The sequence below is a fragment of the Caulobacter sp. GW821-FHT09A05 genome, from assembly GCF_059418465.1.
The window spans coordinates 75,560-97,277 of sequence record NZ_JBWKPX010000014.1 but is presented as its reverse complement, the minus strand read 5'-3'; the positions used below and the strand labels follow the sequence as shown (position 1 = coordinate 97,277).

Here is a 21,718-nt window from a genome sequence, read left to right as displayed (position 1 = left end):
TGATATATGCGAACCATTCGCATCTGATGGCGGAGGACCTACGGGCGCTGGATCGCTCGGTCAAGCTAAATGCAATTGATTCTCAGAATCATTCCTATTAGAGCCGAAGGCGACGCTTCATTCGGGATCCGGAGACACAAAGCCATGCGCCGCTCGCTTTCGTTCGCAGCCTTCCTGGCCGGGGTCGCCGTCACGGGCGTGCTGGCCGGCGCCGCCCAGGCCCATTCGCCCTATCTGCTGCCCAGCGCCTTCGACGTCACTGACCGCAAGCTGGTGACCGTGCAGGGCTCGTTCACCGAAAGCTTCTTCAGCCCCGAGGTGGTGATGAAGTCCGACGCCTGGGCCGTGGTCGGGCCGGACGGTGCGCGCAAGCCGCTGACAGCGACCAACCTGCGCGAACTGGCCCTGGTCGAGGTTCCGACCGAGCAGGCCGGCACCTACCGGATCACCACCGGCCAGCGTACGGGCCGCACCGCCAAGGCCGTGCTGGTCAAGGACGCGTGGGAGTTCCTGGAGGACCCGAGCAAGGCCCCGGCCGGGACCACGCCGGTCGACATGCAGAGCCTGACCCTGGCCGACGTCTATGTGACGCGCGGCGCGCCCAGCACGGCCGCCCTGGCCCCCGTCGGCAAGGGTCTGGAGTTCGTGGCCGTCACCCATCCCAGCAGCATCTTCACCGGCCAGGACGCCCGGTTCGTGGTGCTGTTCGACGGCAAGCCGGTGAAGGGCCAGGCGGTCACCCTGCACGCCGGCGACGACCGCTACGCCGACGCCAAGACCCCGCCGGTCACTCTGACCAGCGACGACCAGGGCCGCTTCACGGTCAAGGTCGCCCGCTCGGGCGTCTACCAGATCCAGGCCCGCTACCGCGTGGCCCCGACGGCGACCGACCCGGTCGGCCATTCCTACACCTACGCCCTGACCTTCGAATCCCTGCGCTGAAGAAAGTCCGTCCGATGAACAGCAAGACCGCCCTCCTGGCCGCCACCGTCGTCTCCACGGTTTTCCTGGGCGTCGCCGCCCCCGCCTTCGCCGCCTCGCACGCCCGCGACACCTTCATCAAGGAGCAGGACCTCAACGGCGACGGCTCGGTCAGCAAGGACGAGTTCAAGGCCGGCCGCGAGAAGCAGTTCGCCGGCATTGACGCCAACCACGACGGCGTCCTGTCGCACGACGAATATGTCGGCGAGTTCACCGCCCGCCTGGCCAAGCGCCTGGCGGCGTCCACCGACACGGCCGAGAAGAAGGAAGAAGAGCGCGTGCGCCAGCTGCGTCAGGCCGACGTCCGCTTCGGCGTGCTCGACACCGACAAGAGCGGCGGCATCACCCCGGCCGAGTTCGACTATTCCGGCTGGCGGATGTTCGTCACCCACGACACCAACAAGGACGGCGCCGTCTCGGCGGCCGATCCGGTGGCCGAGGATACGAACTAGGATCAGTCCTTTTTGCCCGCTCATCCCGGCGAATGCCGGGACCCAGATGGAATGGCTTCGAGGCTGACGCCAAAAGCGCCGAGCTCTTCCAATCATCCACACCGCCATCGGATCTGGGTCCCGGCGTTCGCCGGGATGAGCGAGTTAATTTGCAACTAATCGGTTGCATTTTTGATCGCCCAGAGTCATGAATGTGCAACCGGGAGGTTGCCATCATGACCGATCGCATCGAAAAGACCATCGACCTGAACGCGCCGATCGAGCGCGTCTGGCGCGCCGTCAGCGACCACAAGGAATTCGGGACCTGGTTCAAGGTCGACCTGGAGGCGCCGTTCGCCGTCGGCCAGGAGGCGCGCGGCCAGATCACCTATCCGGGCTACGAGCACCTGACCTGGAAGGCCAGGGTGACGGCCATCGAGCCGCCGCGGCGCCTGGCCTTCACCTGGCATCCCTACGGCATCGATCCCGACGTCGACTACGACCAGGAGGAGCCGACCCTGGTCGAGTTCCTGCTGGCGCCGAACGGGGACGGCACGCGGCTGACCGTCGTCGAGTCCGGCTTCGACAAGGTTCCCGCCCATCGCCGCGAGGAGGCTTTCCGGATGAACGACGGGGGCTGGACGCAGCAGGTCCAGAACATCAAGGCCCATGTTGAATCCTAGCCTGCGGGATCCCGCGCCGATCTTCGCGGCCCTGGGCGACCGCACCCGCCTGGCCCTGCTGGACAAGCTGGGCGACGGCCAGGCGCGATCGATCGCGGCCCTGTCGACCGACACCGCCCTGACCCGCCAGGCGATCACCAAGCACCTGCACGTGCTGCAGGACGCCGGCCTGGTGGCTTCGTTGCGGGTCGGCCGCGAAAGCCGCTTCGCCGCGCGACGGGAGGCGCTGGACGAGGCTCGGGCCTATCTGGACGGCGTGTCGCGGCAGTGGGACCAGACGCTGGAGCGGCTGAAGGCGTTCGTGGAGGGGTAGCTACATCGCGTCGTGCGAGACCAGCAGCAGGATCGACAGGTCCTTCTCCGGTCGCCAGTTGGTCCGGCGCATCTCGAACTGGGTCGGGCTGATCTTTCTCACGCCCGATCCGCAGAAGCTGACCAGGTTCTTGGGCGAGCCCTTGTCGACCACCAGGCGGAAGTCGCCGATCGGCTTCTTCCAGTTGCCGCCGGTGACCAGGACATAGTCGATCCAACGGTCGACCCAGGGCGCATTGCCGTCCTTGTCGGCCTTGGCGGCCCGGACGACGGTGTCGGTCAGGGCCTTGTCGACGCAGTACCTGTCCTTGATCTCGGCGCCGTATTCCGTGCCGACACTGGTCGCCACGGTCGCGCCGACCGAGGGCGTATAGGCGTGCTCGACGATGATCGGCCGGCCGGCCGGGAAGGTCTGCAGCCAGTGATAGGTGGTCTTCAGCACCCAGACGCCGCCCTGGTCGGGATCGTAGAGGCCCAGCCTGACCGCCTCGTCGCGCCGGGCCTGGGGCAGGGCGCGCAGGGCCTCGTCGACGCCGCCCAGATGAACGGCCAGGGGGATGTGGTTGGCGACCAGCCAGGCGGTGCGGTCGACGCCGTCGACAGCGATGGCTTTCTGCTCGACCTGCGCCTTCACCGGCTTGCCGTCGACCTTGGTCGAGAAGCCCAGCACGTTGGCGGGGGCGTCGTCGACCGGGATCGACACGTCGCCCTGGAAGAAGTCCGGCCCGCCGATGTCGGGCATCGGGAAGGCCACGCGGATGGTGACGTCCTTGCCGCTGGTGTTGGCGAACACGTAGCGCACCCGCACGGCCTTTTCGGAGATGTAGAGATCCTCCGAACGCATCTCGATGCTGTCGCTCTTGGTCAGCACCAGGCCGCCGGCCGCCAGCTCGGCCGAGGTGTCGTTGGCCCAGGCCGGAGACGAGCCGGCGAGGCAGGCGAGCAGGGCGGCGAGGCGAAGCGCTTTGAAGGTCATGCGCCGAGCCATAGCACCGGCTCAGGTCACGGCGACAGTCCTGGCCCGGCGGCGGGCGTCAGTCCTGGACCGTCAGGACGCGGACGCCGCGCGCCCGGCCCTCGGGGTCGGTCCAGTGGAAGGCCTCGCCGGCGGTCAGGCCGATCAGGGCCGCGCCCACCGGGCTGAGCACCGAGATGCGGGCCTCGTCGATGCTGGCGTCGCGCGGCAGACTGATGCGGACGAGGCGGGTCTGTCCGCTGGACAGGTCCTGGAATTCGACCCGCGAGCCGATGCGGACGAACGGGCGTGGGGCTTCGCCCGGCTCGACGATCACGGCGCGGGCCATTTCGCCGGCCAGCACGCGGCCGCCCGGCGCGCGGCCGGCGGCGGCGTCGGCCAGGTTGGAGAGGATCTCGAAGTCGGCCTCGGTCACATAGATCGCGGGCAGGGCTTGGGTGGAATGGGTTTGGGTGTTCATAATGGCTTTCTGGAGTTGTCTTGAGCCTGGGCCGGCGCTTCAGGGCGGGCTTGTCGAAGGCTCGATAGGGCGCGCGCCTTGGGGCGGGCGCTCGTGGAGACCAGAAGCTTCGGGATAACCACGGCCCTGTTCGGGATCGGGCGCGGCCTGGGCCGACGCTGGCCGTCTTGCGGCCGTTTCCGAGCGGGAAGGGGCGGGGTTTTCCGTTTCGCTCCAGGTCTTGGCGCCGAGCGCGAACCTGGAGATCAGAAGCCTGTGGTCAGGCGTCCGGCGCGATCAATCTCACGTCCGGTGACCGTCAGATAGGGACGCGGCGTCCCGATGTCAAATGCCCGAGGGGAACGGCGGCGGGAGCCAAGGGGCCAGCCTAGGGGTTTCCGGGTCGCAGGAAGCGGCCCGCCCGTCGGCCGACCGGCGCGCCTCGGCTCCAGGTCAAGGCGCCGTTGACGAACACATGCTCGACGCCGCGGGCCGGACGGGTAGGGGCCTCGTAGGTGGCTTCGTCGATGATGGTGTCGGCGTCGAACACGGCGATGTCGGCCTTCATGCCGGGGGCCAGGCGCCCGCGTCCCGCCAGGTTGAAGGTGTCGGCCGCCAGGCTGGTCATCTTGCGGACGGCGGACTCGAGGCTGAGGAGCTTCTCGTCGCGCGCATAGCGGCCGAGCACCCGGGGAAAGGCGCCCCAGAGCCGCGGATGCGGCCGCTTGTCGTTCGGAAGCCCGTCGGACCCGATCATGCAGCACGGGTGGCTGAGGATCGCGCGCATGTCGGCCTCGGCCATCTGGAAATAGCTGGCCCCGCCGGGCATCAGCCGTTCGGCCGCTTCCGCCTGGGTCAGGCTCCAGGCCTCGGCGATCGAGGCCAGTGTGCGGCCGGCCATCTCCGGATGCGGCTCGGACCAGTTGACCAGGATCTCGACCTCGCCGTCGGCCAGGTCGGGGCGGATGATCGTCGAGCCCGCGGTGTAGGGGTAGCAGTCCAGGTGCACCGGTTGGCGGCGGCGCGTTTCGTCGATCAGACCCAGGGTCTCGGCGGCGCGGCCCCAGTTGCGGACGCCCGCGCACTTGTGATGCGACAGGATCAGCGGCGTCCCGCTCGATCCGGCCACGGTGAAGGCCTCCTTCAAGGCCTCGATGATGCCTTCGCGTTCGTCGCGGATGTGGGCGGTGTAGACGCCGCCGGCGTCGGCCACGGTCTTGGCCAGGGCCTGGAGCTCCTCGACGTCGGCCGCCCAGGCCGGGGCGTAGAACACCCCGGAGCTGAGCCCCAGCGCGCCTTCGGCCAGGGCGTCGCGCAGCAGGACGTCCATCCGCTCGCGCTCGGCCGGCCTGGCTGGGCGGTCGATGTCTTCCAGGCACAGCACGCGCAGGGTCGAATGCCCCACCAGCGCCGCCACGTTGACGCGCGGCCCCGCCGCCTCGATGGCCCGGCGATAGTCGGCGAAGGTGTCGTAGGCGAAGTCCTCGCGCGCGCCCAGCAGGTTGAACGGCTCGTCGACCGCGTCGTCGAAGCGCAGCAGCGGGGCCGAGATCCCGCAGTTGCCGGTGATCACGGTGGTCACGCCCTGGGTGATCTTGGCGACCATGTCGGGCTGGGTGATGCAGACCAGGTCGTCGTGGGTGTGCACGTCGATGAAGCCGGGCGCCACCACCAGCCCCGACACGTCGATCGTCCGCGCGGCGTCGACCGCCAGGGCCGGCCCCATGGCGACGATGGCGTCGCCGACGACCGCCACGTCGGCGGCGTAGGCGGGGCCGCCGTCGCCGTCGATGACCAGGCCGCCCCGGAGGACGATGTCGGCGGAAGGGATGTCGCGTGTCATGGGGTGGGTCGGATCACTCAAAGCCGCGGTCACTCAGAAGAACGTCTTCAGGCCGCCCAGCACGGCGTAGGCGTCGTCGACCTCCAGCAGGACCGACCACTTGTCGAAGGTGGTGCAGGGGTGGGAGATCTCGAAGCCCAGCAGGTCGCCGACCGCCAGGTCCGTGTCGGGATGCAGCGACAGGAAGCCGTGCTGGTCGGCGAGCTTGGTGGTGACGACGCCGTCGATCGCCTGGGGCGCGGCGTGCGGGCCTGGGCGATACCAGCGCCGGGCGACGGGGAGGTGCAGGTCGAAGGACACGTCGCGCTTGCCCATCATGACGATGGCCAGGTCCGGCTGCGGGCGCGAGATCACCCGCGTCCAGACCTCCAGCGCCGGCTTCAGCCGCGGCGCGGGGCCGCGCTGCTCCATCCGGTCCAGCAACTCGCGATAGAAGCCGCTGTCGTGGGTGACGTAGCAGCCGCTGCGCAGCACGACGGTCGCCCCCGGCGCGCCGCCGGCCAGGGCCCTGGCCACGAGGTCGTAATAGGCCGAGCCGCCGGCCGTCAGGATGACCTCGTCGGGCGCGGCGAACAGGCCTTCGGCCCGCAGGCGGCGGTGGAAGTCCAGCAGGGCCTCGAGATAGGCGTCGACCTCGGCGGCGTCCCGTCGCGCATGGTCGCTGAAGACCAGGCCTTCGTAGCCCTCGACGCCGTGCAGTTCGACGCCGGGCAGGTCGCGGATCAGGCGGGCCAGGGCCAGGCCCGCGTCGAGCGAGCGCACGCCGCAGCGGCCGTCGGCCATGCCGATCTCGATCAGCAGGCGCGCGGCCGGCGCGCGCGGTGTCCGGGCGAAGATCTCGGAGATGGCCCGGGCGCCGGCCGGGCTGTCGACCAGCACGTAGCAGGGACGGTCGGGCGCCGCGACGGCGAGCTGTCGCAAGGCCTCGATCTCGGCCTGTCCGACCAGCTGGTTGGCCAGGATCACGCGCGGCGCGCCCAGGTCGTGGCACAGCTTGAGCTGGGTCATGGTGGCGGCGGTCAGGCCCCAGGCGCCGGCCTGGATCTGGCGGACCAGAAGCTGCGGGCACATGGTGGTCTTGGCGTGCGGGGCCAGCTTGGCGCCCGCCTGGTCGACATAGGCCTGTATGACCGCCAGGTTGTTGTCGATCGCCGCGCGCTTCAGCACGGCGGCCGGCATGGGGATGTCGTCGAGCAGGCTCAGGGGCCGTCCGGCCAGGTCGCCCAGCGTGCGCACCGAGCCGTCCAGCGGGATCGCCTTGGTCCCCGGCGCCAGCTCCAGGGCGTTGAGATCGACGAACGACGCCATGTCCTGGATCAGCCGCGCGGCGCCAGGGCGATGACCTCGATCTCGACCTTGGCGTCGATCATCAGGGGCGACTGCACGCAGGCCCGGGCGGGCATGGCCTGGCCGAAATAGTGGGCGTAGACCCGGTTGAAGGCGTGGAAGTCCCGCGCGTCGTCCAGCCAGACATTGGCCTTGACCACGTCTTCCAGGGTGCAGCCGGCCTTGGCCAGGATGGCGACGATATTCTCGATCACCTTGTGGGTCTGGGGCACGACGCCGCCCTCGACGACCTCGCCGGCCGCGTCCATCGCCACCTGGCCGGACACGAAGACGAAGCCGTTGGCGACGGTGGCCTGGCAGAAGGGCAGGGACTGGCCGCCCGTGCCGGTGGCCGCGGCGCCGATACGTTGGATGGACAAGGAGACCTCCGGACTCAGGAGCGAGTTCTAGCGGCAGGAGCCATGTCGGATGTAGCGCTGTCAACGAAAATGTAGCGAAACTATCATTTCAAATGACAAGATTGTTCTCGTGTCGATTGCGGCGCGACGGCCTTGCCAGTATCTGTCGCTCACGGCGCGGATCGCGGCGGCCGTTCGGGGCGATGTCGGAGAGGGACCCAAGGGGATGAGCCAGCCTGTCAGTCCGGCCGAGGGCGGCGACATCCTTCCGCGCCTGGAGGCGATGATGGAGTCGATGACCCGATCGGACCTCAAGATCGCCAGGCTGATCCTGAAGTCGCCCAACGACTTCGTGCGTTCCAGCGTCCGTTCGGTCGCCGCCGACCTGGGGGTCAGCGAGCCGACCGTCCTGCGCTTCTGCCGCACGGTCGGCTGCGAGGGGTTCAAGGATCTGAAGTTCCGGCTGATCCAGGAACTGGCCCTGGCCCAGGCCGTGGCGGACCAGCGCGGACGCGTCGTGCGCCCTTCGCCGGCGGCCGGCGAGCCGCCGTCCGACGGCGGCGCGGGCGAGGAGGGCGCGGTCGCCGACCGCCTGTTCGACACCATCATCGACGCCCTGGCCCGGACGCGCGAAACCTTGAGCGAAAAGGACTTGCAGGCCGCCGCGGCCACCATCGCCAAGGCCGGCCGCGTGGTGATCTACGGCATCGGGGGCAGTTCGGCGGCCCTGGCGACTGAGATCCACAATCGGCTTTTCCGGCTGGACGTGCCGGCCATGGCGTTCACCGACGGCTACGCCCAGCGGATGTCGGCGGCCATCCTGTCGCCGGGCGACGTGGCGCTGTTCCTGTCCTCGACGGGGCGGCCGCGCGAGCTGCAGGAGAGCATGGAGCTGGCCAAGTACTACAAGGCCGTCTGCATCGCGATCACCGACTCCGACTCGCCGCTGGGCCGGGACGCGGACATCTGCCTGCATGTGGGTCTGTCCCCCTCGGGGGTGGAGGAGTTCCAGCCCAACCCCATGCGTTTCGCCCAGCTGTTCGTCATCGACCGGCTGGCCTATGCGGTGGCCTCGTGCCTGGGCGAGCGGGCCCACCTGATGCTGCGGCGCGCGCGCGGCAGCGTCGCCTGGCTCCACGGCATCGCGCCCCAGCAGCCGATCGGCGACTGATCCGCCAAAAATGATCGATCCTGCCCGCGCGCCGGCGCCGGGTCGGCGGCGCGGGCGATGGGATCGGATCCTGGCTCGCCCATTCGTGGTGCATGACTTGCCTGCAACCTGCGTTTCGGGTTCCGGGAAGTAATGGTGATCTCGAAATTCGAGAACGTCTAAGGACGACGGACCTTGTCGCCTTCCGGCCTGGCGGGCCGCGGGCCGGCGCATCCTGGTCGCATGACCACCGGCGCCGCTTTCGTGGGCGCCAGCAGGCTCTTGAAACGCATCATGAATTCCCAGATCGGTCGCTCACTGATGCACATTTTTTATGATTGCTACATAAATGAATGTTTTGCGATTGACGTTCTCCGAACGCTGTGACAATCCTTTTCGTGTCCCGACGGCGGGCGAAACTACAGATTTGAAGATCGATCCGGATAGGTATCCGGTCCACGTGCGCTGAAGAGATAAGTAAAAAATCGACACAGGCGCTTCTTGGGAAACAGAGACAACTTATCGAGGGTCGGTTCAGAGAGCGCTTGCAGGCGCCCGAGCTTGGCTCCTCCAGCAAGGGGGCAGGAATTTTGTTCAAGTTGAATCGCCGGACCTATGCCGGCTCGGTTTCGGCGCTGGCGCTGTTGTCCTGGGGGGCGATGGCCTGCGCGGCCGAACAGGCCGACACGTCCAAGGCCGGAGAGGGAACGGTCATCACCGAGGTGGTGGTCACCGGCTCGCGCATCAGTTCGCGCGGCTTCACCCAGCCGACGCCGACCACGACGGTCACGGCCGAGGACCTGGAGAGGGCCTCGCAGCCCAACATCTTCCAGGCCATCACCCAGATGCCGGCCCTGCAGGGCAGCACGGGCCGGACGGTGGCCGTCAACAGCACCAGTTCGGGCGCTCAGGGCCTGAGCGCGCTCAGCCTCCGCGGCCTGGGCGCCATCCGCACCCTGACCCTGCTGGACGGCCAGCGGGTCACCCCGGCCAACATCACCGGCGTCACCGACGTCAGCCAGTTCCCGCAACTGCTGATCAAGCGCGTCGACGTCGTCACGGGCGGCGCCTCGGCGTCCTACGGCTCCGACGCCGTCGGCGGGGTCGTCAACTTCGTGACGGACAAGACCTTCGAGGGCTTCAAGGCCCGCCTGGAAGGGGGCGAGAGCAAGTATCGCGACAACGACACCACCCTGGCCCAGTTCGCCGTCGGCAAGGCGTTCCTGAACGACCGCCTGCGCGTGATCGGCAGCGCCGAGTACAGCCGCGAGGCCGGCGTGCTGGCCGGTGGCTTCGGCCTGAACCAGGCCGGCGGCCGCGACTGGTTCCAGTCTCCCGCCATCCAGGTGCGCCCGCTGGCCGCGACCACCGACGGCCTGCCGCAGTACCGCGTCATTCAAGGCGCCCAGCAGATCCAGTACGCCCAGTACGGCCTGATCACGAACGGCCCGCTGCAGGGCCTGGCCTTCGGGCCCGGCGGCGCGGTCCGGCAGTTCCAGTACGGCTCGAACGGCGTCGCCACCGGCACGGGGGCGGTCGCCGGCTGCTTCAGCCCCTTCTGCGTCGGCGGCGACCTGTCGGGCGTCATCGGCGCTTCGCCGACCCTGGCCGCCCGCCTCAAGCGCAAGGTCGCCTATGGCCGAGTCAGCTACAAGCTCACCGACCATGACGAGCTCTACTTCACGGCCAACTACGCCGACGTCCATTCGCTGAACCAGCCCAATATCGGCGCCGAGAAGACCGGCCTGACCATCCAGTGCGAGAACCCGTTCGTTCCCGCCGCGATCCGGTCGGCCTGCGCGACCAACGGCGTCACCAGCTTCCAGTTCGGCACCAGCAACGGCGGCTTTGGCCCCATCAACGTCAATATCAAGCGCGAGCAGGCCCGCTTCGTCCTGGGCGCGACCGGCAATCGCCAGCTGTTCGGCACGGACTGGAAGTACGACGCCTACTACGCCTACGGCACGAACCGGATCACGCTGGACGTCGACAACATCTCGATCACGCCGCGCTACAACGCCGCGATCGACGCTATCGCCGGCCCGAACGGCACGGTGATCTGCCGCAGCGCGGTGGCCCGCGCCAACGGCTGCGCGCCGCTGAACATCATCGGCCAGGTGGCCCTGGACCCGGCCGCCCTGGCCTATGTCGTGCCGGCCAACGGGCCGTTCCAGCGCTCGCGGCAGATCGAGTCGGTCGCCAGCTTCAACGTCACGGGCGAGCCCTTCTCGTCCTGGGCCGGCCCGGTGGCCGTGGCCGCCGGCGTCGAGTGGCGCGAGGAAGACTACCGCACGATCACCGACCCCTACGGCGACGGCCTGACCGCCACGGGCCAGTACAGCGCCGACTATCCTGCCGACCCGCTGATCCGCACGGCGGGCAACAACTGGTACGCCGGCAACTACCACAGCGGCCATGGCTACTATCACGTGGTCGAAGGCTATCTGGAAGCCAACGTGCCGATCCTGAAGTCGGACACGCTGGGCGAGGCCAACCTCAACGGCGCGGTCCGCCAGACCCAGTACAGCACCGCCGGCGACGTCACCGCCTGGAAGTTCGGCGGCGTCTGGAAGACCCCGATCGAGGGCCTGCGCTTCCGCGCCGTGACCTCGCGCGACATCCGCGCCCCGAACCTCAGCGAACTGTTCGCCCCGCCGGTGGTGACCAACGCCACGGTTCTCTACAAGGGCGGCGCGGTGAACGTGCTGCTGGAAACCGTCGGCAACACCAATCTTCGTCCGGAAAAGGCGCGCAACACCGAGATCGGGGTCGTGCTGGCCGAACCGAAGTGGCTGCCCGGCTTCAGCCTGTCGGTCGACTATTTCGACATCAAGGTGAACGGGGCGATCAACACCCTGGCCGCCCAGGACCTGGTCGACCTCTGCGTGGCCGGCAACCAGGAGATCTGTTCGGCCATGCTGCTGACCAGCACCACGCCGAACACCAACTTCGTCCGCGTCCAGGCCTTCAACGTCGCTTCGCTGCGCAACAAGGGCTTCGACATCGAGGCGGTCTACCGCAAGAACCTCGAGGACTGGGGCCTGCCGGGCGAGCTGCAACTGCGCGGCCTGGCCACGCATACGATCAGCTTCCTGACGAACTCGGGCGTGCTGGGCACCATCCCGGTCGAGAGCGCGGGCGTGAACGTCGGCAATACGCCGGACTGGAAGGCCACGTTCACCCAGACCTGGAGCAAGGACAAGCTTTCCCTGTCGCTCTACGAGCGCTGGATCAGCGACGGCGTCTACAGCAACGAGTTCATCGAATGCCGGACCGGCTGCCCGGTCTCGACCAACATCCACCACACCATCGACAACAACAGGATGAAGGGCGCGACCTATGTCGACCTCGGCGGCTCCTACGAACTGAACGCCGCGACGACGGCCTATTTCAAGGTCGACAACCTGTTCGACAAGGATCCGGTCGCCTCGCCGACCACCAATGTCAGCCCCGGCGTGAACCCGTTCCTCTACGACGTGATCGGGCGGATGTACCGCGCCGGCGTGCGCCTGCGCTTCTAGGGTCTCGAAACCGACCGCGAAGCCACCTTCTCCCCGGCGAGCGGTCGCCCCTCGGCCCCAAGGGCGGTTTCCGCCCGCGGGCCAGATTCCCCGGCGCCCAGGCCGAAGCTCACGGCGCCGGGGAATCGCTCTTTTCTAGGCTTGGCGGGAACTCCTCCCGCGCGTTCGAGGCCGCTCCAGATGATGCTGCTCGCCGTTGTCGCATTGATCGGACTCCTCGTGGTGCTGATCGCGTGGGGCAAGGTTCCGCCGTTCCTGGCGTTCCTGATGGTCGCCCTGACCGGCGCGCTGGTCTTCGGCATGCCGCTCGGACAGATCGTCAAGTCGCTGGAACACGGCGTCGGCGACATGCTGGGCGGCCTCACGGCCATCATCTGCCTGGGCGCCATGTTCGGCCGGGCGATCGCCGACAGCGGCGCGGCCCAGAGCATCGCCCGCGCGCTGATCGGCGCGGTAGGCCAGCGCTTCATCCTCATGGCCATGGCCGCCACCGGCCTGATCGTCGGCATCCCGCTGTTCTACAGCGTCGGCTTCGTGGTCATGGTGCCGCTGATCCTGATCATCGCCCGCCGCGCGGCCCTGCCGCCGGTCTATGTCGGCCTGCCCCTGCTGTGCGGCCTGTCGGTGGCGCACGGCTTCCTGCCGCCGCATCCGTCGCCGGCGGCGCTGGTCAGCCTGTTCGGGGCCGACACGGGCCTGACCCTGGCCTATGGCCTGGTCGCCGCCACCGTCGCCCTGCTGGTCGGCGGGCCGCTGCTGACCCTGGCGCTCAAGCGGTCGGGGGCCTTGCCGATGGCCGGGGCCGCGCCGGAGCCGCCCCGCGTCGAGCCAGCTCCGGAAGCGGCTGCGCCGGGCGCCTTCAACAGCTTCACGACCGCCCTGGCGCCGGTGGCGATGATCGCCGTGACCACGGTCCTGATGGCCGTACTGAAACCGTCGTCGATCCGCGACGTCGTCGGCTTCATCGGCCAGCCCGCCGTGGTGCTGACGCTCTGCCTGATCTACGCCACCTTCAGCCTGGGCGTCCTGCGCGGGGCGTCCATCACCGTCCAGATGCAGCGCTATGGCGACTCCCTCAAGGACGTGGCCGGGATCCTGCTGATCCTCGCCGGCGCGGGCGCGCTCAAGCAGGTCTTCGTCGACAGCGGGGTCAGCGGCGCGCTGGGCGGCTGGCTGGGCGCCCTGCCGCTCCATCCGCTCGTGCTGGGCTGGCTGATCGCCATGGCCATCCGCGTGGCCCTGGGCTCGGCCACGATCGCCGGACTGACGGCGGCGGGCCTCCTGCAGCCGGTCGTCGCCTCCAGCCACGTCGACCCCAACCTGATGGTCCTGGCCATCGGCGCGGGCAGCCTGATGTTCTCCCACGTCAACGACCCAGGCTTCTGGCTCTTCAAGGAGTACTTCAACCTGACCCTGAAGCAGACCTTGCTGTCCTGGACGGTGATGGAAAGCGTGGTCGGGGTGGTGGGGCTGCTCTGCGTGCTGGGGATGAGCCTTGTCGTCTGAGGCGCGCGACCTGTTTCAACCCGGAGAGGTTTCGATGACTCCATGCGTCCGGCGACGCGGCTTTTTCGGCGGCGCGCTGGCGGTCGCCCTGATCGCCGCGGCCTTGCCGCCGACCTTCGCGCGCGCGGCCGCGCCGGTCTCGCTCACGCCGGCGCCGGTCCATCAGAGCGTCGCGGAAGGCGCGCTCACCCTGGGCGAGGGCCAGGCGATCTGGATCCCGCCGGCCGACAGCGAGGTTCGCGACGTGGCCCAGTGGCTGTCCGACACCCTCGCGCGCACCCGCGGCGTGCGGCTGGCGATCCGGGAAGGCGCGCCAACGGCGAGGGGCGGGGTGGTGCTGCTCAGGGGCGGCCCGGAGGGCGAGGCCTACGCGCTGGACGTGTCGTCGCGGCGCGCCGAGATCCGGGCCAGGGATCGGTCGGGGCTCTTCTACGGCGCGGTTTCGCTCTGGCAGTTGGCGGCCCGGCCCAAGCCGGGCGGGCCGCTGCGGGTCCAGGGCGTCCGGATCGAGGACGCCCCCCGCTTCGCCTGGCGCGGCCTGATGCTCGACAGCGCGCGCCACTATCAGAGCCCCGCCACCATCAAGCGGATCATCGACGGCATGGCGAGCCTCAAGCTCAATGTGCTGCACTGGCACCTGACCGACGACCAGGGTTGGCGGCTGGAGATCAAGAAGTACCCGCGCCTGACCGAGCACGGCGCCTGGCGCCGGCCGGCGGGGGCGGCCGGCCGCACCGCCTCCGGCGACCCCGTGCGCTACGGCGGCGTCTACACCCAGGACCAGGCGCGGGAGATCGTCGCCTACGCGGCCGCCCGCAACATCGTCGTCGTGCCCGAGATCGAGATGCCGGGCCACGCCCAGGCGGCGATCTCCAGCTATCCGCGGCTGGGCGCGGGTCCGGCGGCGACACAGGTCATGGCCGATTGGGGCGTCTATCCGGACATCTTCAACGTCGATGACGCGACCTTCGCCTTCCTCGAGGATGTGCTCGACGAGGTCATGGCGATCTTTCCCGGCCCCTACATCCACGTGGGCGGCGACGAGGCGCTGAAGGTCCAGTGGGAAGCCAGTCCGGTCGTCCAGGCCAGGATGAAGGCCCTGGGCCTGGCCGACGAGCATGCGCTGCAGAGCTATTTCGTCCAGCGCATCGAACGGCATCTCAACGCCAAGGGGCGGCGGCTGGTCGGCTGGGACGAGATCCTCGAAGGCGGCCTGGCCCCCAACGCCACCGTCATGTCCTGGCGCGGGCTGGACGGCGCCGTCGCGGCCGCGCGGCAGGGCCACGACACGGTCCTGGCGCCTGGACCCGTTCTCTATTTCGACCATCGCCAGAGTCCTTCGGCCGACGAGCCGCCTGGGCGCGGCAAGCTCTCGACGCTCAAGAGCGTCTACGCCTTCGACGCCGAGCCCCCCGGCCTGACGCCGGCCGAGCACAAGCACGTGCTCGGCGTCGAGGCCACGATGTTCAGCGAGCACATCCGGACCGACGACCGCGCGGTCGCCATGCTGTTCCCGCGGCTGGCCGCCCTGGCCGAGAACGCCTGGACGCCGCGCGGGAACCAGAGCTGGGAGGGATTCGTGAATCGACTGCCGGCGACGCTCGATCGCATGACGGATCTGGGCCTGTCCTACGACACCGCCCCCTTCGAGCCCCAGGCGTCCTTTTCCGCCCCGGCGGACGGGCGGATCGTCACCCAGCTCGACACCGGGCTCTCGATCGGCCAGGTGCGCTACACGCTCGACGGGACCGAGCCGACCGCCGCTTCGCGCCGCTACCAGGATCCCCTGGATGTGCGGACGGGCGCCGAGCTGCGCGCGCGCACCTTCCTGAACGATCATCCGCTGGGCCGCGCGCGATCGTGGCGCGTCACGCCGCAAACCGCGATGACCCGGCGTTCGCATCAGCTGACGCGCTGCACCGAAGGCCTGATCCTGAACCTCGAGGACGACGGCGCCGACGAGAAGGGCCAGCGCGCGACCTTCATGCTGGACATCCTCAACCCGTGCTGGATCTGGAAGGATGTCGACCTCGGCGCCGGCGCGCGCCTCAGCGTCACGGTCGGGCAGCTGCCGTTCAACTTCCAGCTCGGCAACAAGCTGGAACCCTTGCCCGTGAAGCCGCCGTCGCGTCCGGAGGGCGAACTGGAGGTGCGCTTCGGCTGCAAGGGTCCTCGCCTGGCGACCGTGTCCCTGGCCCCGGCCGCCGCCAACCCCGCGCTCACCACGTTGGACGTCGAGGTTCCGCCCCGGGGCAGGGGCGACCTTTGTTTCACCTTCGCAAGCCGGACGATCGATCCGATGTGGGCGCTGCACAGCGTCAGGATCACGCCGATCCCCGCCGCGTCCGGTCCCGCGGGGAAGGGCGACTGAAGGGCGGGGCGACGACCCGGCTACGACTACGGGGGCGCGTGGTCGGACGGCGGGCGCGCCGATCCTGACGAATGACCCTCACGGTGGACCCGGCGCCGAAAGGCGAGTTCGAAACAGGCGCCGCGATCCGCGGGCGACAACCGCGCCGCGCCGCCGTTCCGCTCCATGATCTGGCGGACGATCGACAGCCCCAGGCCCGCGCCGGCGCCGCGCGGATCGCCGCGGGTGAAGCGTTCGAACACGCGCGCCCTGATCTCCGCGGGAACCCCCGGACCATCGTCGCTGACCCGGACCACCCCGTTGGCGTCGACGGTCACCAGGATCGCCGAGCCGGACGGCGTGTGGCGAACGGCGTTCTCGAGCAGGTTGCGCAGCGCGGTCTCGGCCAGGCCGGGGTGACCGTCGACCAGGAGGGTCTCGGTCTTGCTGTCGAAACCCAGGCTGCGGCCGCTGGAAAGGATGAAGCCGGCCATGTCGGTGGCCGTCGCGCGGGACAGGGCCACGACATCGAAATGCGCCGCCGGATCCGCCGCGGCGCCTTCGGCCTCGGCCAGGGACAGGAGCTGGGCGATCAGCCGCGCCAGGCGCTCGAACTCCTCGCTGGCCGCCCGGCGCTCGCTGGGCTCCAGCAGGCTTTCGACCTGGGCGCGCAAGGTCGCCAGCGGCGTGCGCAGCTCGTGGGCGGCGTTGGCCGAGAAGTCCCGCTGCGCGCGCCAGCCCGCCTCCAGCCGGTCGAGGGCGGCGTTGAAGGCCTCGACCAGCGGAGCCACCTCGCGCGGCGCGGTCTCGACCGGAAGACGGGCCTGGATGGTCGCCGGACCGATGTCGCCGGCCAGCTGGGACAGGCGACGCAACGGGCGAAGGCCCATGTGCAGGGTCAGGTAGACGCCGATCATCAGCAGGCTGATCAGCAGGAAGATCTCCGGCAGGCTGTCGTTGATCTCGGCCAGGAAGCGCGCCGGACCGAGGCGATCCATCATGGACAGGCCCGGCGTGTCGGAGTCGCCGTGCGCGATGGCGAACAGCATGGTCGCGGCCACCGCCAACAGGACCAGCGGAAACAGCATCCGCATCAAGGAGGGGCGGCGACGCCGGCGGGCGAGAAGGCCTTGGACCAGGCGTGTCATCGGATCGCTCCTCCAATACGGCCGCGCTGGCCGATGACGATAGATCCGACGGGGAAGAGCGGCCGTCGAGACGTCATCGAACCCGCCGAGCGCCGGCCATCCCGCCGTGCAGGCGACCGATCAGCGCTTCGATGTCGTCGCCGGCGTCGCGAATGGCGACGCCGAGCGCGCGCCGGTGGGCGTCGACCAGCCAGGTTCCACGGTGCTTCACGTCGACCAGGCGCCACTCGTCCACGGCGTTCCGCACCCGCCAGGCCATCTGGGTCGTCGCGGCGTCCCGCCCCGAGGTGATCGCGAACGCGACGACGACCTCGCCCGGGCCATGCCAGGTCGAGCCGAGGATCGTGACGCGGCCGGCGCGTCCAGGCCACGGGCGCCCGTCATAGACCCGCGCGGCGTAGGCGCCGAACGCCAGGGCGAGGCGGCGCCGCTGGTCCGGGGGCAGCGCTTGCCCGTACGGCCCCAGGACCCGGTTCGTGACGTGCGGAACATCCGTCAGGCGGCGGACCGCCGCGCGGAAGGCGCCCGCCCTCTGGAGGTCGGTCCGGGTCGTGTCGGCCAGCAGGCCCAGGAGGCGGTGGACGCGGTTCTGGACGAACGCCTCGGCGTCCGGCCCGCCGGGCGCGACCATCGCCGGCGGCAGGCTCTCCATCAGGGTCGACCAGGGGCTCAGGCGATAGGCCATGCCGGGATCAGGGCTCGCTCGTCGTCGCGTCGAAGTCGGGCAGGACCTGGACGCCGCCCCTGGCCTGCCTGACCATGTCGGCGCGGTTCTGCAGATAGGCCGACCGCATCATGGCGTAGGGGTCGGCCGCGTCATCGAGGGCGCGCAGGAAGCCGTCGGCGTTCGCGCGCCCATCCAGGACCGTGGCGGTCGACCGGATCGAGCCAAAGGCCTTGGGGCCCCCGGCGGTGGCCAAGGCGACCGGATCGGTCATCATGTCGATCAGCCTGCCGGCCCCATCGCGTAGCGTGGTGGGTCCCATCAGGGGCAGGACCAGGTAGCGGCCCGGCCGCGCGCCGTAGCGGCCCAGGGTCTGGCCGAAGTCGCCTTCATGGCCTTCAAGTCCCAGCTTGCCGCCGACATCGAACAGGCCCAGGCCGCCGACCGTCGAATTGATCAGGAAGCGCGACGCCGTCACGCCGGCCGCGCGGGGACGCCCCTGGGCCAAGTCGTTGATGGCCGTGCGCGGCTCGGCGAGGTTGCTGACGAACGAGGAGACGCGGCCGCGGACGACGCGCGGCGTCACCTTCATGTATCCGCGGCCTAGCGGTCCGATCAGAAACCGGTCGAAACCGCGATTGAATCCGAAGGCCTTGCGGTTGAAGCCCTCCCAGGGATCGTTGGGCGCGGCGGCGTCACCGGCGGGCGCGTCGATGGCTGGCTGGGCCAGGACGGGGCGGGAGGCGGCGCAGAGAAGGGCCGCGCCGGTGAGCGCCACCAGCCGGCGGGCGCGTCGGGAAGGAAGGACCAAGGTCATGACGAAGGACTCCGTGGGGCGTCCCTCGGCTATGCGCGGCGTGGCTTGCGCGAACCTTTCGGCTGGCCCGGCCCGTTTCCGTTAGCCCGGCGTTTCACCGGCGCCGATGGCGGTCAGATCGAACGGCGTGGTCTGGTAGATCTCGTTGATCCAGTTGGCGAACAGCAGGTGGGCGTGGCTACGCCAGCGGTTCTTCGGCGGGCGCGCCGGGTCGTCGTCCGGAAAATAATGGGCCGGGGCGGGCGTCGCCGGATCCTTCGCCCGGTCGCGGGCGAACTCGTCGGCGAGCGTGGTGGCGTCATATTCGAGGTGGTTGAACATGTGCAGCGCCCGGCGCTCGGCGTCCTCGACGAGGCAGGGCCCGGCCTCGTCGGAATCCAGCAGCACCTTGAGGCCGGCGCGCGGCAGGTCTTCGCGGCGAGTCTCGGTCCATCGCGACACCGGAATATCGACCTCGTCCGAGAACCCGCGCAGATGGGGCGAGGCCGGCTCCACCACGCGATGGGCGTAGACACCCGAACGCTTGGCCGGCAGCACCTGCTTGTCTATGCCGTGGAAGTGCCGCAGCGCCGCCTGCGCCCCCCAGCAGATGGTCAGGCAGCTGTGCACGTGGCCCTGCGTCCAGTCGAAGACGCGCCGCAGTTCGTCCCAATAGGTGACCTGGTCGAAGGGCAGGGTCTCGACGGGGGCGCCCGTGATGATGAAGCCGTCGAAGCGCTTGTCGATCACCTCGTCCCAGGACCGGTAGAAGGCCGACATGTGCTCGGCCGGCGTGCCGCGGGGCGTGTGGCCGGCCAACCGCACCAGGGTCAGCTCGACCTGCAGGGGCGTCGCGCCCAGCAGCCGGGCGAACTGGGTCTCGGTCCTTGGCTTGTCCGGCATCAGGTTGAGCAGGCCGAAGCGCAGCGGTCGGATGTCCTGCCGCGCGGCGTCGGCCTCGCGCATGACCACGACGCCCTCCGCCTCCAGGGTGGTTCGCGCGGGCAGGGTGTCTGGAATCTTGATCGGCATGCTGCCCCTTCGTCCTCGGTCAGGCGCGGGGCGGTGCTCGGATAACCCGTTTCGTTGCCGCCTCGGCCACATCCTCCCAGCGGGAGCGCCACCTTGCTCGGGAAGCAGGTTGGCGTCGGGCCAAGCCCGACTCTTGATGCGTCCGCAGCCTTAGAAGATGCGAGCAACCTTCACAAGCCTGGCGCGCGACGAGAACACGGAGCGGCGCCAGGGCGGCGGGCCCGGGGGGCGGGTGGAAAGAGGGCCGGCAAGCAAAACGCCCCCGTTCACGCAGGTGACGGGGGCGTTCCGTTCTAGGTGACGTGGCGGCTTAGGCCTCGGAGTCTTCCTCATCCTCCACTTCGTCCGCCACGAGCTCGATGGGTTCGACCACGGCGGGGATGGTCCTGCCCTTGCGGGACTTGGCGGCGGGGAGGGGGGCGACGACGGCCTGGGTCTCGCCGGGAGGCGTCGATTGGCGCAGCGCGCCGGTCAGGCCGTTGATGTCGCCGCCCGACAGGCCCACCTCCGCCATCAACTGGTCCAGCAGGGGCGCCTGGGCGCGGTAGCGCAGGGCGCCGCTGACGACCTGGTCGGCGAGGTTGCCGCCTCCACCGTTCAGGGCGCTCCCGGCGTCGTTGGCGACCGCGCCGCCCACGCCGTCCATCTGGACGATGCGGATGGAGTCGATGGCCTGCAGCGGCTTCACCGACTCGGCGATGATCCGGTCAAGGTTCTCGATCAGCTTGATGCGGATGGCCATGGCCACCTGGTCGGCCGACAGCAGGTTGGCCGCCTCGTTCAGGGCCTTCTGGCCGGCGGCGTCGACGGCGTAGCGGACGCGGGCGGCCTCGGCGGCGGCGCGGACGGCCTCGCCGGCGGCTTCGGCCTCGATGCGGGTCTTGTCGGCCGCGCCCTTGGCTTCCTCGCGCAGGGCCTCGGCCTGGTCGGCGGCGGCGGTCTTCTGGGCCTCGGCGGCCACCTTGACGGCGATCGCCTCGCGCTCGGCCTCCTTGGTCGCCTCGATCAGTTCGATGGTCTTCTGACGCTCGGCGCCCTCGCGTTCGCGGACGGTCTTGACCTGTTCCTCGGCGGCGACGGCGATGGCCAGGGCCTTGTCGGCCTCGGCCTGGGCTTCGGACTGAGCGCGCGACCGCTCGGCCACGGCGATGGAGCGATCCTGCTCGGCCAGCTCGATGGCCTTGGCCTTCTCGATGTTCTGGGTGTCGACGGCGCGTTCCTTGGCGATCTCGCGCTCGCCCAGTTCCTGCTCCATGGCGATGCGCTGCTGGGCGACGGCCCGGTCGGCGTCGATCTTGGCCGTCTGGATCTGCTGCTCGGCGGTGATCTTGGCGCCCTCGGCCTCGCGAGACTTCTCGGCTTCCTGCTGCGAGACCTCGGCGGCCTGGGCGGCGCGGCGGATGGCCAGCTCGCGCTCCTGTTCCAGCTTGGCGTATTCCTCGTCGCGGCTGATCTCCAGGGTGCGGCGCTGGGCTTCCAGGTTCTTGGTGCGGATCTGCACCTGGGTGTCCTGCTCGATGTCGTTGCGCAGCTTCTTGCGCAGCTCGATCTCCTCGGTCAGCCGCGTCAGGCCTTCGGCGTCGAAGGCGTTCGACGGGTTGAAGTATTCCATGGCGGTCTGGTCGAGGCCCGTCAGCGAGACGGTTTCCAGTTCCAGCCCGTTCTTGAGCAGGTCCTCGCTGGAGACCTGCTGCACCTTCTGGACGAAGTGGGTGCGCTGCTCGTGCAGCTCGGTCATGGTCAGCTCGGCGGCCACCGAGCGCAGGGCGTCGACGAACTTGCCCTCGACCAGGTCCTTCAGCTGTTCGGGATGCATGGTGCGCATGCCCAGGGTCTGGGCGGCCGAGGCGATGGCGTCGGCGCTGGGCTGGACCCGCACGTAGAACTCGGCCAGCACGTCGACGCGCATGCGGTCCTTGGTGATCAGGGCCTGCTCGTTCTTGCGCTCGACGGCCAGGCGCAGGGTGTTCATGTTGACCGGGATGGTCTCGTGCAGCACCGGCAGGATCAGGGCCCCGCCGTTCATCACCACCTTCTCGCCGCCGAAGCCCGTGCGGACGAACGACGTCTCCTTGGACGCGCGCTTGTAGAGGCGGGCGAAGATCAGGCCCAGGATCAGCAGGGCGACGAGCCCGCCCCCCGCGATGATGGCGATCTCGATCAGAGCAGGCATGTTCATGGATACCCCCTAGGTACTGGAC

At 69.5% G+C, this 21,718-nt stretch carries 18 protein-coding genes and 1 riboswitch; of the genes, 8 read left to right on the top strand and 10 right to left on the bottom strand.

Annotated elements, in window-relative coordinates; genetic code table 11:
• Positions 1-144 precede the first annotated feature (144 nt).
• The 4 genes from AC07NX_RS15095 (at position 145) to AC07NX_RS15080 (ending at position 2,408) form a co-directional block, all read left to right on the top strand.
• Complete coding sequence (locus AC07NX_RS15095; protein ID WP_494642853.1) at positions 145-942, top strand: DUF4198 domain-containing protein; 798 nt, start codon at positions 145-147, stop codon at positions 940-942.
• Positions 943-956: 14 nt separating this feature from the next.
• Entirely contained in the window at positions 957-1,433 is a 477-nt protein-coding gene (locus tag AC07NX_RS15090) for an EF-hand domain-containing protein (protein WP_494642851.1), read from the top strand.
• 215 nt (positions 1,434-1,648) lie between these two features.
• Positions 1,649-2,095 (top strand): SRPBCC family protein, encoded by a 447-nt coding sequence (locus tag AC07NX_RS15085; protein ID WP_494642850.1) that lies wholly within the window; start codon positions 1,649-1,651, stop codon positions 2,093-2,095.
• On the top strand, positions 2,082-2,408 hold the full coding sequence (locus tag AC07NX_RS15080; RefSeq protein WP_494642849.1) for an ArsR/SmtB family transcription factor: 327 nt from the start codon (positions 2,082-2,084) through the stop codon (positions 2,406-2,408). Before AC07NX_RS15085 ends, AC07NX_RS15080 begins: the two co-directional genes overlap by 14 nt.
• Here AC07NX_RS15080 and AC07NX_RS15075 read toward each other — a convergent pair whose 3' ends face one another.
• The 5 genes from AC07NX_RS15075 to AC07NX_RS15055 all read right to left on the bottom strand — a co-directional run bounded on the left by AC07NX_RS15075 (position 2,409) and on the right by AC07NX_RS15055 (position 7,371).
• Complete coding sequence (locus tag AC07NX_RS15075) at positions 2,409-3,383, bottom strand: DUF4424 domain-containing protein (protein WP_494642847.1); 975 nt, start codon at positions 3,381-3,383, stop codon at positions 2,409-2,411.
• 58 nt (positions 3,384-3,441) lie between these two features.
• Positions 3,442-3,843, bottom strand: coding sequence for a GreA/GreB family elongation factor (locus AC07NX_RS15070; protein WP_494642846.1), 402 nt, complete (start codon positions 3,841-3,843; stop codon positions 3,442-3,444).
• Positions 3,844-4,210: 367 nt separating this feature from the next.
• Positions 4,211-5,665, bottom strand: coding sequence for an N-acyl-D-amino-acid deacylase family protein (locus tag AC07NX_RS15065; RefSeq protein ID WP_494642845.1), 1,455 nt, complete (start codon positions 5,663-5,665; stop codon positions 4,211-4,213).
• A 33-nt stretch (positions 5,666-5,698) separates the two neighbouring features.
• Entirely contained in the window at positions 5,699-6,973 is a 1,275-nt protein-coding gene (locus tag AC07NX_RS15060) for a type III PLP-dependent enzyme domain-containing protein (protein ID WP_494642844.1), read from the bottom strand.
• An 8-nt stretch (positions 6,974-6,981) separates the two neighbouring features.
• Positions 6,982-7,371 (bottom strand): RidA family protein, encoded by a 390-nt coding sequence (locus tag AC07NX_RS15055; protein ID WP_494642842.1) that lies wholly within the window; start codon positions 7,369-7,371, stop codon positions 6,982-6,984.
• Positions 7,372-7,576: 205 nt separating this feature from the next.
• Here AC07NX_RS15055 and AC07NX_RS15050 point away from each other — a divergent pair, with 205 nt between their 5' ends.
• From AC07NX_RS15050 to AC07NX_RS15035, 4 genes are all read left to right on the top strand, one after another.
• A complete protein-coding gene (locus tag AC07NX_RS15050) occupies positions 7,577-8,521 on the top strand; it encodes a MurR/RpiR family transcriptional regulator (protein ID WP_494642841.1) in 945 nt (314 codons plus the stop codon).
• Positions 8,522-9,090: 569 nt separating this feature from the next.
• Positions 9,091-12,021, top strand: a complete 2,931-nt coding sequence (locus AC07NX_RS15045; protein WP_494642840.1) for a TonB-dependent receptor domain-containing protein — start codon at positions 9,091-9,093, stop codon at positions 12,019-12,021.
• Positions 12,022-12,204: 183 nt separating this feature from the next.
• Positions 12,205-13,527 (top strand): GntP family permease, encoded by a 1,323-nt coding sequence (locus tag AC07NX_RS15040; RefSeq protein ID WP_494642838.1) that lies wholly within the window; start codon positions 12,205-12,207, stop codon positions 13,525-13,527.
• Between the two features lie 34 nt (positions 13,528-13,561).
• The gene (locus AC07NX_RS15035; RefSeq protein ID WP_494642837.1) at positions 13,562-15,898 is read left to right on the top strand and encodes a beta-N-acetylhexosaminidase; all 2,337 of its coding nucleotides are present in this window, start codon (positions 13,562-13,564) and stop codon (positions 15,896-15,898) included.
• 26 nt (positions 15,899-15,924) lie between these two features.
• Here the strand turns inward: AC07NX_RS15035 and AC07NX_RS15030 are convergent, their stop codons facing one another.
• The 5 genes from AC07NX_RS15030 to AC07NX_RS15010 form a co-directional block, all read right to left on the bottom strand.
• A complete protein-coding gene (locus tag AC07NX_RS15030; RefSeq protein ID WP_494642836.1) occupies positions 15,925-17,025 on the bottom strand; it encodes a HAMP domain-containing sensor histidine kinase in 1,101 nt (366 codons plus the stop codon).
• Positions 17,026-17,098: 73 nt separating this feature from the next.
• A complete protein-coding gene (locus tag AC07NX_RS15025; protein WP_494642834.1) occupies positions 17,099-17,710 on the bottom strand; it encodes an ABC transporter substrate-binding protein in 612 nt (203 codons plus the stop codon).
• Between the two features lie 7 nt (positions 17,711-17,717).
• Entirely contained in the window at positions 17,718-18,506 is a 789-nt protein-coding gene (locus AC07NX_RS15020; RefSeq protein WP_494642833.1) for an MlaA family lipoprotein, read from the bottom strand.
• An 81-nt stretch (positions 18,507-18,587) separates the two neighbouring features.
• Entirely contained in the window at positions 18,588-19,517 is a 930-nt protein-coding gene (locus AC07NX_RS15015) for a homoserine O-succinyltransferase (protein WP_494642832.1), read from the bottom strand.
• A 40-nt stretch (positions 19,518-19,557) separates the two neighbouring features.
• A riboswitch (SAM-I-IV-variant riboswitch) is annotated at positions 19,558-19,662 on the bottom strand.
• Positions 19,663-19,827: 165 nt separating this feature from the next.
• Entirely contained in the window at positions 19,828-21,696 is a 1,869-nt protein-coding gene (locus AC07NX_RS15010) for a flotillin family protein (protein ID WP_494642831.1), read from the bottom strand.
• Between the last annotated feature and the right edge of the window lie 22 nt (positions 21,697-21,718).

Coding starts and splice junctions, on each gene's coding strand:
- AC07NX_RS15010 (WP_494642831.1), bottom strand. CDS start 21,696: ATGAACATGCCTGCTCTGATCGAGATCGCCATCATCGCGGGGGGCGGG.
- AC07NX_RS15065 (WP_494642845.1), bottom strand. CDS start 5,665: ATGACACGCGACATCCCTTCCGCCGACATCGTCCTCCGGGGCGGCCTG.
- AC07NX_RS15035 (WP_494642837.1), top strand. CDS start 13,562: ATGACTCCATGCGTCCGGCGACGCGGCTTTTTCGGCGGCGCGCTGGCG.
- AC07NX_RS15075 (WP_494642847.1), bottom strand. CDS start 3,383: ATGACCTTCAAAGCGCTTCGCCTCGCCGCCCTGCTCGCCTGCCTCGCC.
- AC07NX_RS15030 (WP_494642836.1), bottom strand. CDS start 17,025: ATGACACGCCTGGTCCAAGGCCTTCTCGCCCGCCGGCGTCGCCGCCCC.
- AC07NX_RS15050 (WP_494642841.1), top strand. CDS start 7,577: ATGAGCCAGCCTGTCAGTCCGGCCGAGGGCGGCGACATCCTTCCGCGC.
- AC07NX_RS15040 (WP_494642838.1), top strand. CDS start 12,205: ATGCTGCTCGCCGTTGTCGCATTGATCGGACTCCTCGTGGTGCTGATC.
- AC07NX_RS15025 (WP_494642834.1), bottom strand. CDS start 17,710: ATGGCCTATCGCCTGAGCCCCTGGTCGACCCTGATGGAGAGCCTGCCG.
- AC07NX_RS15070 (WP_494642846.1), bottom strand. CDS start 3,843: ATGAACACCCAAACCCATTCCACCCAAGCCCTGCCCGCGATCTATGTG.
- AC07NX_RS15090 (WP_494642851.1), top strand. CDS start 957: ATGAACAGCAAGACCGCCCTCCTGGCCGCCACCGTCGTCTCCACGGTT.
- AC07NX_RS15080 (WP_494642849.1), top strand. CDS start 2,082: ATGTTGAATCCTAGCCTGCGGGATCCCGCGCCGATCTTCGCGGCCCTG.
- AC07NX_RS15095 (WP_494642853.1), top strand. CDS start 145: ATGCGCCGCTCGCTTTCGTTCGCAGCCTTCCTGGCCGGGGTCGCCGTC.
- AC07NX_RS15015 (WP_494642832.1), bottom strand. CDS start 19,517: ATGCCGATCAAGATTCCAGACACCCTGCCCGCGCGAACCACCCTGGAG.
- AC07NX_RS15085 (WP_494642850.1), top strand. CDS start 1,649: ATGACCGATCGCATCGAAAAGACCATCGACCTGAACGCGCCGATCGAG.
- AC07NX_RS15060 (WP_494642844.1), bottom strand. CDS start 6,973: ATGGCGTCGTTCGTCGATCTCAACGCCCTGGAGCTGGCGCCGGGGACC.
- AC07NX_RS15020 (WP_494642833.1), bottom strand. CDS start 18,506: ATGACCTTGGTCCTTCCTTCCCGACGCGCCCGCCGGCTGGTGGCGCTC.